Consider the following 13,517-nt stretch of genomic DNA (forward strand, 5'->3'; position numbering starts at 1 on the left):
TGTCTTCTCCTTTCATCCCAGAGGTGCACAAAATTTGATTTTTTTTACACAACCTACATCGACACTCACACAGACCATGACGCTCCGGCCTTCCCGACCTTTGTGTTGCTTATCCCTGCGGCAAACCCATGCCTTGCGCGGCCGAACGGGCGCGGCCCCGTCCACGGCCAAGCCGCCGGCGGAGCGGCCGGCGGCTTGTATAAAAACGTAAAATAATGTTAAGAATGATAATATTTTGCATTTTCTAATGCAAATCATTATCAACAAAGGTGTGAGGAAAGCCGCGATAACAGACAGAAAACCTTATACTTTCGCAGGTAAAACAGGCGCTGCAATAACAAGCAATCATTACAATGCTAAGAATAATATAGATAAATTATTCACACCCAACGATACGCCCATCCGCCCTCGCTAAAACCCCTTATAGATAGCACCCTCGCGTCAAATGGATTAAATAATAATAATTTTCATTCCTATTAACATTTGGATATATTCTTGCAGTCTCGTTGGCTGAATCAAAATGGATACCCGATGAAAGCTTTGACCACGATGCAGGCCGCCTATTGGGTAGGCCGACAGTCCGCTCCTCCCCTCGGCGGCATGGCCGCCCACCTGTATGCGGAATTCGACGGCGGCGAGCTGGATCTCGCCCGACTGCGCCAGGCCGTCGATGCGCTGTACCTGCATCATCCGCTGTTGCGCCTGCGCATTACCGATGATGGCCGGCAGACGATCGCGCCTCCCGGCCCCCGGCACACCTTGCATCTCGACGACTGGCGGCACGCCGATACAGCGACGCTGGCAGCCGCGCTCGCCGCCAAACGCCAGGCAAAAAGTACCCAGCTGCTGCCGCTGGAACAGGGCGTGCCCTGCGATATCAGCCTGAGCCTGTTGCCGGAAGGGCGCAGCCGCCTGCATGTCGATCTCGATATGATCGCCGGCGATGCCATGAGCTTTCGCCTGTTGATGGAAGATCTGACGGCGTTTTATCACCAGTGCCCACCGGTACCCTCCCATGACGCGCCGCCGGCCTACTTCGATCACCTCGCACAACGTGACGCCGACGGGGCGCTGCGCCAGCGGCGCGAACGCGGCCAGCGTTGGTGGCGTTCGCGCCTGGCGCTGGTGCCACCGGCGCCGCGCCTGCTGCGCACGCCGGACCGCTGCCGCAGCGATCGCCTGGCCATACAGCTGGACGCAGAGGAAAGCCGCGCGCTGGAGAACGTCGCCAAACGGCACCACACCTCGCTCTCGACGCTGTTTCTCGCACTGTTCGCCCTGGCCGTCGGCCAGGGGTGGAATATGACGCGCTTCCGGCTCAACGTGCCGCTGTTCCACCGCGAGAGCGAACGGGAGGACGCGCATCGCCTCATCGGCGATTTCTCTAACCTGGTGCTGCTCGGCGTGGAGCTGAACCCGACGGAAAACCTGAGCGCCTTCTGCCGGCGCCTGATGACGCAGCTAGCGGAGCTGATCGAGCATGCGGATTACCCCGGCGTGAGCGTGATGCGCGATCTGTCGCGCCTGCACGGCAGCCTGCAGCCTTCGCCGGTGGTGTTTACCGCCGGTTTCGGCATCCGCGGTAAGACGCTGTTTTCCGAACGGGTCACCGACACCTTCGGCCGTCTCGGCTGGGTCATCTCTCAGGGGCCGCAGGTGGCGCTGGATGCGCAGGTCGCCCACGTCGACGACGGCATTCTGATCAACTGGGACGTGCGGCTCGACGCGTTCCCCGAGCAGGTGCTGCCACGCCTGCTGGCCTGTTACCGGGCGCTGCTGCACCTGGCCGCGCGGCAAACGGCGGCGTTCGATCGCCCGCTGTCGCAGCTGCTGGCGCAATGCACGCCCGACGCGCTGGCGCAGCAGGCGCCGGTGCGCCAGGTGCTGCATCGGCTGCTGGCGCGGGTGGCCCCCGAGGCCGGCTTGCGCGACCACGACGATATCCACCGCTTGGCCTTGCCGGATGCCGGGGTGAACGCGCTGCTGACGGTGCTCAACAAGTATCTGGCAGCGGGGCTAACGGCGCAGGATCTGGCGGCGCACTCCTCCCCTGCGGCGCTGGCGGCATTGATCTGCCAACGCTCGCCCGAGGCAGGAAGGCATGCGAAAACGCTGCTCGCCGCGCTGGCGCCGCAGCACTGAGATCGGTTTCCGGGCGCGCGGCGCCCGGCTCGTTTTAATCGGTTAGCGACTATAGGGAAGTACCATGGAGACACCATTAACCGCACTGCAGCAGGCCTATCTTCTGGGCCGCAGCGATCGATGGCCGCTGGGCGGCGTGGCGATGCACGACTTTCGCGAATACCGCGCCCGGCAGCTGGACGTACCGCGCCTTGAAGCGCGCCTGACCGAGCTGGTACAGCACTACCCGGCGTTGCGCACCTGCATCGATGTGCAGCGCGGCACGCAGCACGTACGCCCGGAGGTGACGCTGCATCTGGATCGCCACGATCTGCGCGCCCTTGATGGCGAAGCGGCGCAGCGCCAGATCGAACAGCTGCGCGCGCGTTACTCCCACCAGCGCCACGATCCGAGCCAACCGCTGTGGCGCATCGCCGTGATCCAACTTGCCGAACAGCAGGATCCGACGGGATCGCCGTACGATACGCTGATCCTCACCAGCTTCGATGCGTTGATCCTCGACGGCCAGGGGATCTCCACCGTGATCGCGCGCCTGTTTGACGATCGCCCTCTGGCGCCGACCGCCGCTGCGCTGCCGCCCCCCGCCGCGTCGGTGGCGCAGCGCCAGGCCGATGCCGCCTACTGGCGCGACAAGCTGCAGGATGTCACCACCCCGTCAGCGTTACCGTGGCGCGCCCCGCTCGCCAATCTCACCTCGTCGCGCTATCGCCGCGCCACCCTGACGCTGCCGCGCGATACGATAAAACAGCTCGGCCGCTTGGGATCGCCACACGCGCTGCTGCGCAACAGCCTGCTCTCGGCGCTGATCCTCGATACGCTGGCCCACTGGACCACCGACGGCGAGCTGTGCGTCGGCGTGCCGGTGGCATTCCCCGCCGCCGACGGTGCACTGGGCAACGCCTCCAGCTTCGTAGCGGTACGCTATTCGCGCCACGGCGAAGATTTTATCCAGCGCGCACAAGCCTTGCAGGACGACGTGCTCGGCGCGCTCGACCACCTGACGTTTTCCGGCGTCGATCTGGCGCGGCAGTTGCTCGGCCAAAGCCAGGGCGGCCCGGCGCTGCCGGTGATCCTGACCAACTGCCTGGGCTGGGAGACGCTGCCGGCCGAGGCGCCGGTGCGCTTCCACGACGGCCTGACCCAAACGCCGCAGGTCGCCATCGACATTCGCCTGACGCTGGACAGCGAAAAAAACCTGCAGCTGTGCGTGGACTACGCCGAGCAGGCGCTGCACGGTGAACAGGTAGAAGCCATGCTGGCGGCATTGCAGCGACGCATCCTGCACAGCTGCCAACGGGCCGACCTGGCGATCGCGCCGCGGGACTTCATCGATCTGGCGCATTATCGCCACAACGACAGCGAAGCGAATTACGCACCTTATCCTTATCTGGCACAGCTGGCCGAGCGGCTGTTCGGCGCGCAAGGCGGCGGCAACGCGCTGATCTGCGACGAACAGACGCTGACCTACCGCGAGCTGGGCCAGCGGATCGCCACGGCGATCGCCAACCTGCAGAACCACGGCGTGCAGCCGGGCAACGTGGTCGCGCTGTATCTGCCGCGCAGCCCGGAACAGATCATCTTCAGCCTCGCCTGCGCCCTGCAGGGCGTGATCTGGGTGCCTGTCGATATCAACTCGCCGCCGGAACGCACCGCCTACCTGCTGGAAAACTGCCGGCCGACGCTGGTGGTGCACGGCGGCGATCTGGAGACGCCGATCGGCGTGACGCCGGCGACCCTGCTGGCGCCGACGGATCGCGCGCCTGCGCTGCCGGATGAGCAGACGCTGGTTGAACGCAGCGCCAGCCAGGCCGCGAGCTACTACCTGTATACCTCCGGCACCACCGGTAAGCCCAAATGCGTGGTGCTCAACAACCGCGCCACCGCCAACGTCGTCCACCAGACCCAGCAGCGCTGGGCGGTCACCGCCGACGACGTCTTCATTTCCGTCACGCCGCCGCACCATGACATGTCAATGTTCGATCTGTTCGGTTCGCTGTGCGCCGGCGCCACGCTGGTGCTGCCGGCGCCGCATCAGGAAAAGGACGCCATCAGCTGGAACCAGCTGGTGGAAAAGCACCGGGTTAGTCTGTGGTGTTCGGTGCCCGCGATTCTGGAGATGCTGCTCACCTGCAAAACGGCCGACAGCCTGCGTTCGCTGCGCCTGGTGGCGCAAGGCGGCGACTACATCAAGCCGGCGACGGTACAAACCCTGCGTACCCTGCGCCCGGATCTCGCGCTGTTCTCGCTCGGCGGGCCAACCGAAACCACCATCTGGAGCATCTGGCACCCGATCGCCCCGCAGGAGAACGGCACCGTGCCTTACGGCCGCCCGCTGCCGGCCAACCGCTACTTCATCTGCCATGACGACGGCAGCCACTGCCCGGCCGGCGTGGTCGGCCGCATCCATACCGCCGGGGTCAACCTGGCGTTGGGCTACCTGGAGCAGGGGGAGCTGAAACAGCACGATTTCGTTACCCTCGAAGGGCCGGATGGGCAACCGCTGCGCGCTTTTCGCACCGGCGATCAGGGCTACTACCGGGCGGACGGCAACATTATGTTCGCCACCCGGGTGAACGGCTATGTGAAGATCCGCGGCGTGCGCGTCTCGTTGCCGGAAATCGAAGACGTGCTGCGCCGCCATCCGGCGATCCAGGACATGGTGGTGGTGGATTACCCCAGCGGAGAGAACAACGAGGCGGCACTCGGTGCCCTGTATCTGACCCGCGACGGCAAACCGCTGCCGCTGTCCGAGATCCGCGCCTTCGCCACCGGCTATCTGCCCTGTACCCATATTCCGACGCGCTTTATCCATGCCGAGGCGCTGCCGCTGTCCGCCAACGGCAAAACCGACCGCCATCGCATCCGTGCCGACCTGAGCCACCAGCAAACCGCGTCGGCGCTGAACGCCTGTGCGGCCCCGCCGCCGAACGCGCCTTTGGCGCGCAGCGCCGAGATCCTGACCATTTACTGGCAGGCGATCGGCGTGGCACCGCGCCCGGAATGGGGAGAAGAGACGGCATTTATCGCCATGGGGCTGAAGCTGCCGCATATCAAACAGGTGGCGGAACGCCTCAATGACGCTTTCGGCACCCGGCTGGTGAGCAGTTCGCTCCTGCCGTGCAAGAACGCGCGCGAAGTGGCGGCGTTGTTGGCCAACTGAAACCACACCACTCGGGCGGGGACATCCCCCGCCCGCATTTTATCAGGCGGGCAACGCCGTCAGGGCCGCCAGCGGCTGCTCCCAGGCTTCCCGCTGCAGCGCGCGCAACAGGAATTCCTGCAGCGCCTCGCCATAGTCCAGCGCATCCTCCGTCGGGAACTGCTCCAGATAAATATCGATATCCACCTGCAGATCGCGGGCGTCGGTGCGGCCGCGATAAGTCAGGTTAAAACCGTCGCCCGAGCCGCCGGCCAATACGCGGCGGGTGCCGCTACAGCCGACAAAACGAGGCGCATCGAAGGGTTGCACGTTGATGAAGGGGGAAATAAAGAAGCGCGAGTCAGGATCCACACCGCGATCGGCGGCCAGTTGGCGCAGGCGGTAGCCGGCGTGGCTGCGCAGCTCGCGCAGCTGCTGCGTCAGAGCGGTGAGAAAGCCCCCCAGCGTCTCCGCTTGCGGCGGTGACACCAGCAGCGGCAGCGTGTTGACCGCCAACGAAGGCACGTTGGTGGCGGCCTGTCCGCGGCGATTCATCGCCGGCATCCACATCGGCAACGCCTCGCCCTGCCGGGTGTCGCGGGGCATCACCTGAAATAGCCAGGCCGCCGACAGCGCCACCAGCAAGTCGGGCCAATTGATGCCGCTGCGCTCCGCCAGCTGCGCCAGTCGTTGCGATACCGCCGCCGGCAGCCGGTGGTGGGTGCTCAGACGCCGCACGCCATAGGCCTCACCGCCCTTGCGCACCGTCGGCAGCGCCTGCGACGGCGGCAGATAGCTCTGCCAAAAGCGCCGATCGCGCTCGCATCGCTCAGAACCCGCGTAGGCCAGCTCAGCCTGTTGAAAGGCGTCGAAGGCACCCAGAGGCATACCCGCGCTGCCTTCACCCAGATAGTGTGCATACAACGCGGCGCAGCGGTGTTCAATTAGCGCCATACCGAAACCATCAACCAGAATATGGTGCGCACGTACGTACCAGAGGTAGCGCTCCGGCCCCAGCTTGATCAGCCAGGCGGCGGCTAACGGCTCGCAGTGCAGCGCCCGGCGCTGCGCGATATCTTCGCGCATCAGGTTTTGCGCCGCCTGCCAGGGATCGCCGTGCGTTTGCAGATCGATGCGTTGCAATGGCGGTATACGCTGTGGATCGTGCCGTAACGGCGGAGGAGAGTCGCCATGCCGCTCGCCAAAGCGCAGGGCAAACGCCTGCGTCTCGGCGAGGGTGGTGGCGATCGCCCGGCAGAGCGTCTCTTCCTCTACCGCGCCGCACAGTTCGGTGCAGTGTGCGACGGTGGACAGGGTCTGCCCGGGGTGCAAGGTGTGTTCTTCCCAGAAATCAAGCTGCGCTGGCGCCAGCGGCAACCATTCAGAGGCCAAAGCGGTGTCCGACATGTTACCTACCTTTGATAAGCCCGAATAAAGACGCCGAACGGGCATAACCCCGCCGTTCAACGACTTTTGCGTGTCTCCATACACCATCAAATGAAAATGATAATAACATCTATTATCATTTCTATTAATTTGGTAACACTTTAGATTCTGTTAAGCGGGGATGCAAGTCGCGCAGTGGGGATGGAGAGAAGAAAGTGGCGGAGAGAAGACGGCTAAAAACAAAACGCCCCGGCACAGCTGCCCGGGGCGTTTTTAACGTCGGCGACGCTCGGTGATTAGGCCTGATTGGCCGGCTTCACCTTCTGCGCCAGAAACTCCGTTTCGTAGGCCAGCGCCTTCTTGCGATCGAACTGGTGCTCCCACTTGGCGATCACCAGCACCGCCAGCGCGTTACCCACGACGTTCAGCGCGGTGCGCGCCATATCCAGGATACGGTCCACGCCGGCGATGAACGCCAGGCCTTCCAACGGAATACCGACGCTGCCCAGCGTGGCCAGCAGCACCACGAACGAGACGCCCGGCACGCCGGCGATCCCTTTCGAGGTGACCATCAGCGTCAGCACCAGCACGATCTCCTGCCCCAACGACAGCTCGATGCCGTACAGCTGGGCGATAAAGATAGCGGCAATGCTCTGGTACAGCGTCGAGCCATCCAGGTTAAAGGAGTAGCCGGTCGGTACCACGAAGCTGGTGATCGACTTGGGCGCGCCGTAGGCCTCCATCTTTTCGATGATGCGCGGCAGCACCGTTTCCGAGCTGGCGGTGGAATAAGCCAGGATCAGTTCGTCTTTCAGGATACGGATCAACGTCCAGATGCGCAGGTTGCACAGCCGGGCGACCGCCCCCAGCACCACCAGGGCGAAGAACGCGATGGCGAAGTACACCAGCACCACCAGCTTGGCCAGCGGCAGCAGCGAGGCGAAACCGAAGTTGGCTACCGTGACCGCAATCAGGCCAAACACCCCGATCGGCGCATAGCGCATGATCATGTGGGTGACTTTGAACATGCTCTCGGACACCGCCTTGAACACCTTCAGCAGCGGCTCTTTGGTCTCTTTCGGCAACGACGACAGCCCCAGACCGAACAGCACCGAGAAGAAGATAATCGGCAGCATGTCGCCCTTGGCCATCGACGAGAAGACGTTCGACGGGATCAGCGACAGAATGGTCGCCACCAGACTGTGCGAACCGCTTTGCACCTGTTCGGTGGTTTTCTCATACTGCGAAATGTCCACCGTGGTCAGCGTCGACATATCGATGCCGTGGCCGGGTTGGAATACGTTGGCCAGCGTCAACCCCACCACGATGGCAACGGTGGTGATCACTTCGAAGTAAATAATGGTTTTCAATCCGATGCGGCCCAGCTTTTTCGCATCGCCCACGCCGGCAATACCGACGATCAGCGTGGAAATAACGATCGGTACCACAATCATCTTGATCAGGCGAATAAAGATATCACCCGCCGGGCTGAGAATATTGCTGACCAGCCACTCACGAGATTCTGTCTGGTTGTGCAATACCGCGCCAACAATAATACCCAGCACCAACGCGATCAGGATTTGCCAAGCCAGGCTAATTTTTACACTTTTCATACCCAAAAAGTCCTCAAAGACTCTTTTCGCCGTACAAAGTCGCAACACGGAGAAAAGAATACTTAATCATTTATTACAGGCTTATGTTAATTCAGTGGAAGCGTTCACCTGCCCTGGGTGCGACGCAGTATAAATCTGTATCATCCGGGCGGCATGCTCTGCAAGCCTTGATTTGTCAGGGTTGAGCGCTGAATCGAATAACAAAAATTTCGCGTTACTATTTCAAATGGCATAATTGCTTGTTATTAAAAACATAATTTTTCATACAATGAAGCACATAGCCGCGCCGGCGACGTTTTTTTGAACGCCATTAAAATGCGTTATTTTTCGTCCATTCTGCATATTTAATCCGCATCAAATGTTTATATTTTGTTACGCATAAGTCAAATAAATGAGAATTGACCGAGTGACATTTTCGACCATAAATGCAGCACCGCTTTATGTTTAGCTTAAAAATAGAACGATGGCGCAGAGTGAATACCCCAGGGTATCACCCGGCCTTTCATCAGGAATTAAAGGTTAATAAAACGTTATTTCACGGCGTGCCGTCCATCGTTATATCGCGTTAATATCAACTTCGAATATTAATAGCGAAAAATAATCCAAAAAGATTTATAGCGTGAAATAACGCAGGCCTTTCCCACGCGATTAATCACGAGGCAAACAGTCTCGTCTTTTTTTATTCTTTTTTGTTCTTTAGATAAGTGTTTTTGGCTAAAAACGCGGGTTTATGATGAATTAAACGCCAAAGAGGTAGATACGTCCTGCAAATGCGACAGAACTATTACAAATCAATATCTTTGTTGCGTGATCTGCCGCGCAAAAAAGAAACAAAGAATCGTAGCAAACTATACTTAACCTTCAGTTGACATATCATTAACAACTTCAAGGAGAAAAGCTATGAGCCAACTGCATAAACACGCTATTCCTTCTGCAATTGCAGAGCGCGCCCTGATTAATCCGGCACAATACCAACAGTATTATCAACAGTCGGTTCAAGACCCAGAGGCTTTCTGGGGTGAGCATGGCAAAATCCTGGACTGGATCAAACCCTATACCAAAGTTAAAAACACGTCGTTCGATCCCGGCCACGTCAGCATTCGTTGGTTTGAAGACGGCACGCTGAACCTGTCGGCCAACTGTCTGGACCGCCATCTGGCTGAGCGCGGCGACCAGACCGCCATTATCTGGGAAGGCGATGACCCAACCCAATCCAAGAACGTGACTTACAAACAGCTGCACCATGACGTCTGCCAGTTCGCCAACGTGCTGAAAAAGCTCGGCGTGAAAAAAGGCGACGTGGTGGCTATCTATATGCCGATGGTGCCGGAAGCGGCGGTCGCGATGCTGGCCTGTGCGCGCATCGGCGCCGTACATTCGGTGATCTTCGGCGGCTTCTCGCCGGAAGCGGTCGCCGGACGCATTATCGACTCCAACGCCAAACTGGTCATTACCGCCGATGAAGGCCTGCGCGCCGGCCGCGCCGTGCCGCTGAAAAAGAACGTCGATGATGCGCTGAAAAACCCCGGCGTAGTCAGCGTAGCTAACGTGGTGGTGTTCCAACGCACCGGGAAACCGGGTTACTGGCAGGAAGGGCGCGATCTGTGGTGGCATGAGCTGACCCAGGGCGTTTCCGCCGACTGCCCGCCGGAAGAAGTGAACGCCGAGGACCCGCTGTTTATCCTGTATACCTCCGGCTCGACCGGCAAGCCGAAAGGCGTGCTGCACACCACCGGCGGCTACCTGGTGTACGCTGCGATGACCTTTAAGTATGTGTTCGACTACCACGACGGCGACATTTATTGGTGCACCGCCGACGTGGGCTGGGTCACCGGCCACAGCTATCTGTTGTACGGCCCGCTGGCCTGCGGCGCCACCACGCTGATGTTCGAAGGCGTGCCTAACTATCCGGGCGTCAATCGCCTGTCGCAGGTGATCGACAAGCACCAGGTCAACATTCTGTATACCGCGCCGACCGCCATTCGCGCCCTGATGGCCGAAGGCGACAAGGCGATCGAGGGCACCCGACGCGATTCGCTGCGCATCATGGGCTCGGTCGGCGAGCCGATCAACCCGGAAGCCTGGGAGTGGTATTACAACAAGATAGGCAACGCAAAGTGCCCGATCGTCGATACCTGGTGGCAAACCGAAACCGGCGGCTTCATGATTACCCCGCTGCCGGGCGCCACCGAGCTGAAGGCCGGTTCCGCCACGCGGCCTTTCTTCGGCGTACAGCCGGCGCTGGTCGATAACGTCGGCACACCGCAGGAAGGCGCCTGCGAGGGCAACCTGGTGATCGTCGACTCCTGGCCGGGCCAGGCGCGTACCCTGTTTGGCGATCATGACCGCTTCGAGCAAACCTACTTCTCGACCTTCAAAGGCATGTACTTCAGCGGTGACGGCGCCCGCCGCGACGAGGACGGTTACTACTGGATCACCGGCCGCGTCGACGACGTTCTGAACGTCTCCGGCCACCGTCTGGGCACCGCCGAGATCGAGTCTGCGCTGGTATCGCACCCGAAAATCGCCGAAGCGGCGGTGGTCGGCATTCCTCACAACATCAAAGGCCAGGCGATCTACGCCTACATCACGCTGAATCACGGCGAAGAACCGACGCCGGAGCTCTATACCGAAGTGCGCAACTGGGTGCGTAAAGAGATAGGGCCGATCGCCACGCCGGACGTGCTGCACTGGACAGATTCGCTGCCCAAAACGCGTTCCGGCAAGATCATGCGGCGTATCCTGCGCAAAATTGCCGCCGGCGACACCAGCAACCTGGGGGATACCTCCACGCTGGCGGATCCGGCCGTAGTCGACAAGCTGTTGGAAGAAAAACAATCAATGAAAGTGCCGTCATAATTTACGCCGCTTCAGGCCGCTCATTCGGATAACGCGCCGTTGAGCGGCCCTGGCGCGGCGTACTCTATCAATACCTACTGGAGACACTCTGATGAATGACACCATTTATCAAGGGATTGAAGAAAACCCGCGCTTTAAAGAGCTGGTGAGAAAACGCGGCCGGTTCGCCTGGCTGCTTTCGCTGATTACGCTGGCGCTGTACGTCGGCTTTATTCTGTTGATCGCCTTCGATCCGCAATGGCTCGGCACGCCGATCGCCGCCGGATCGACCATCACCCGCGGGATCCCGGTCGGCGTCGGGCTGATCGTGATCTCTTTCGTCTTGACCGGGATCTACGTGTTTCGCGCCAACGGCGAGTTCGATCGCCTCACCGCAGAAATCCTGCGTGAGGTGAAACAATGAAGCGTTTATTGTCCGCCGCTGCACTGCTGTTGCTGCCCGGTCTGGCCTGCGCCGACGCCATTGGCGGCGAGGTGCATCGTCAGCCGCTGAACATCCAGGCGATCGTGATGTTTATCCTGTTTGTCGGCGCCACCCTGTACATCACCTACTGGGCGTCCAAACGCACCCGTTCCCGCCAGGACTACTACACCGCGGGTGGACGCATCACCGGCCTGCAAAACGGCCTGGCGATCGCCGGCGACTTCATGTCCGCCGCCTCGTTCCTCGGCATTTCCGCCCTGGTTTACACCTCGGGTTATGATGGCCTGATCTACTCCATCGGCTTCCTCATCGGCTGGCCGATCATTCTGTTCCTGATCGCGGAGCGCCTGCGCAACCTCGGCCGCTATACCTTTGCCGATGTCGCCTCTTACCGTCTGCAGCAGAAACCGATCCGCACCCTGTCGGCCTGTGGCTCTTTGGTGGTGGTGGCGCTGTATCTGATCGCGCAGATGGTCGGTGCCGGCAAGCTGATCCAGCTGCTGTTCGGGCTCAACTACCACGTGGCGGTGATCCTGGTCGGTATCCTGATGGTGCTGTACGTGCTGTTCGGCGGCATGTTGGCCACCACCTGGGTGCAAATCATCAAAGCGGTGCTGCTGCTGGCCGGCGCCAGCTTTATGGCGCTGATGGTGATGAAGTCGGTCAACTTCGACTTCAATACCCTGTTCGCCGAAGCGGTGAAGGTGCATCCGAAAGGCATCGCCATCATGAGCCCCGGCGGCCTGGTCTCCGATCCGATTTCCGCGCTGTCGCTCGGCCTGGCGCTGATGTTCGGCACCGCCGGTCTGCCGCACATCCTGATGCGCTTCTTCACCGTGAGTGACGCCAAAGAAGCGCGCAAGAGCGTGTTCTACGCCACCGGTTTTATCGGTTACTTCTATATCCTGACCTTTATCATCGGCTTCGGCGCCATCTTGCTGGTCAGCGCCAATCCGGCGTTCAAAGACGCCACCGGCGCGCTGCTGGGCGGCACCAACATGGCGGCGGTACACCTGGCCAATGCCGTTGGCGGCAACTTCTTCCTCGGCTTTATCTCGGCGGTGGCCTTCGCCACCATTCTGGCGGTCGTAGCAGGCCTGACGCTGGCCGGCGCCTCGGCCGTTTCCCACGATCTGTACGCCAGCGTGATTAAAAACGGCAAGGCGACCGAGCGCGACGAGCTGAAGGTCTCCAAAATCACCGTTGTGGTGCTCGGCCTGGTCGCTATCGCGCTGGGGATTTTGTTCGAGAAGCAGAACATCGCCTTTATGGTCGGGTTGGCGTTCTCTATCGCCGCCAGCTGTAACTTCCCTATCATCATCCTGTCGATGTATTGGTCGCGTTTGACCACTCGCGGCGCGATGATTGGCGGCTGGCTGGGCCTGCTGACGGCGGTGATTCTGATGATCCTCGGCCCGACGATCTGGGTGCAGATCCTCGGCCATGAAAAGCCGATTTACCCGTATGAATATCCGGCGCTGTTCTCGATGATCGTGGCCTTTGTCGGTACCTGGCTGTTCTCGATCACCGACGGCTCGCTGGCCGGGCAGCAGGAGCGGGAACGCTTCCGGGCTCAGTTTGTCCGTTCGCAAACCGGGCTGGGCATCTCTCAGGGCAGCTCGCATTAACCGAATAATAAGTGAAAAAAGCAAACACACCCTAATCAAAGGCCCTTCGGGGCCTTTTCTCTGGCTGTTTATCGGAGAGAAGCTGGGGAAAGCAGCGCAGCCTAGCTGCGCTTTTTTGCGTTTTACGCATAGCAAAAAGCCCTGAACGTCAGTTCAGGGCTTTCGGCTTGGTTTGATGCCTGGCAGTTTATGGCGGGCGTCCTGCCCGCCCCCCTTCGGGCCGTTGCTTCGCAACGTTCAAATCCGCTCCCGGCGGATTTGTCCTACACAATTCGTCTCATCCTGAGACTCTCCCCTCCGGGGCCGCCGCACGCGGCGTTAAGGCC

7 protein-coding genes are annotated in these 13,517 nt (G+C 60.6%); 5 read left to right on the forward strand and 2 right to left on the reverse strand.

Going from position 1 to position 13,517, the window contains the following annotated elements:
* Positions 1 to 531: 531 nt before the first annotated feature.
* Together WCL58_RS11365 and WCL58_RS11370 are read left to right on the forward strand one after the other, a co-directional pair.
* Positions 532 to 2,142 (forward strand): condensation domain-containing protein, encoded by a 1,611-nt coding sequence (locus WCL58_RS11365; protein ID WP_336851162.1) that lies wholly within the window; start codon positions 532 to 534, stop codon positions 2,140 to 2,142.
* A 64-nt stretch (positions 2,143 to 2,206) separates the two neighbouring features.
* Positions 2,207 to 5,302 carry an amino acid adenylation domain-containing protein gene (locus WCL58_RS11370; protein ID WP_336851164.1) on the forward strand — a complete coding sequence of 1,032 codons (3,096 nt, stop codon included), beginning with the start codon at positions 2,207 to 2,209 and terminating at the stop codon, positions 5,300 to 5,302.
* 42 nt (positions 5,303 to 5,344) lie between these two features.
* Here WCL58_RS11370 and WCL58_RS11375 read toward each other — a convergent pair whose 3' ends face one another.
* Positions 5,345 to 6,688, reverse strand: a complete 1,344-nt coding sequence (locus tag WCL58_RS11375; RefSeq protein WP_336851165.1) for a condensation domain-containing protein — start codon at positions 6,686 to 6,688, stop codon at positions 5,345 to 5,347.
* A gap of 275 nt (positions 6,689 to 6,963) precedes the next feature.
* The gene (gltP, locus tag WCL58_RS11380; protein WP_015376334.1) at positions 6,964 to 8,280 is read right to left on the reverse strand and encodes a glutamate/aspartate:proton symporter GltP; all 1,317 of its coding nucleotides are present in this window, start codon (positions 8,278 to 8,280) and stop codon (positions 6,964 to 6,966) included.
* A 900-nt stretch (positions 8,281 to 9,180) separates the two neighbouring features.
* On the opposite strand from gltP, the gene acs reads away from it, so the two are divergent.
* The 3 genes from acs (at position 9,181) to actP (ending at position 13,191) form a co-directional block, all read left to right on the forward strand.
* Positions 9,181 to 11,139: an acetate--CoA ligase gene (gene acs / locus WCL58_RS11385; protein ID WP_084826977.1), complete on the forward strand. Its 1,959-nt coding sequence runs from the start codon at positions 9,181 to 9,183 to the stop codon at positions 11,137 to 11,139.
* Between the two features lie 91 nt (positions 11,140 to 11,230).
* On the forward strand, positions 11,231 to 11,542 hold the full coding sequence (locus WCL58_RS11390; RefSeq protein WP_004930047.1) for a DUF485 domain-containing protein: 312 nt from the start codon (positions 11,231 to 11,233) through the stop codon (positions 11,540 to 11,542).
* Entirely contained in the window at positions 11,539 to 13,191 is a 1,653-nt protein-coding gene (gene actP, locus WCL58_RS11395) for a cation/acetate symporter ActP (protein ID WP_148874231.1), read from the forward strand. The genes WCL58_RS11390 and actP overlap by 4 nt, the downstream gene beginning before the upstream one ends.
* Positions 13,192 to 13,517 lie beyond the last annotated feature (326 nt).

The organism is Serratia sp. TMDUHS_CL (assembly GCF_037137105.1).
Lineage (GTDB): Bacteria > Pseudomonadota > Gammaproteobacteria > Enterobacterales > Enterobacteriaceae > Serratia > Serratia nevei.

Bases quoted from the DNA above. Each gene is read 5' to 3' on its own strand.
- WCL58_RS11365 (WP_336851162.1), top strand. From the start codon at position 532: ATGAAAGCTTTGACCACGATGCAGGCCGCCTATTGGGTAGGCCGACAG.
- WCL58_RS11370 (WP_336851164.1), top strand. From the start codon at position 2,207: ATGGAGACACCATTAACCGCACTGCAGCAGGCCTATCTTCTGGGCCGC.
- WCL58_RS11375 (WP_336851165.1), bottom strand. From the start codon at position 6,688: ATGTCGGACACCGCTTTGGCCTCTGAATGGTTGCCGCTGGCGCCAGCG.
- gltP (WP_015376334.1), bottom strand. From the start codon at position 8,280: ATGAAAAGTGTAAAAATTAGCCTGGCTTGGCAAATCCTGATCGCGTTG.
- acs (WP_084826977.1), top strand. From the start codon at position 9,181: ATGAGCCAACTGCATAAACACGCTATTCCTTCTGCAATTGCAGAGCGC.
- WCL58_RS11390 (WP_004930047.1), top strand. From the start codon at position 11,231: ATGAATGACACCATTTATCAAGGGATTGAAGAAAACCCGCGCTTTAAA.
- actP (WP_148874231.1), top strand. From the start codon at position 11,539: ATGAAGCGTTTATTGTCCGCCGCTGCACTGCTGTTGCTGCCCGGTCTG.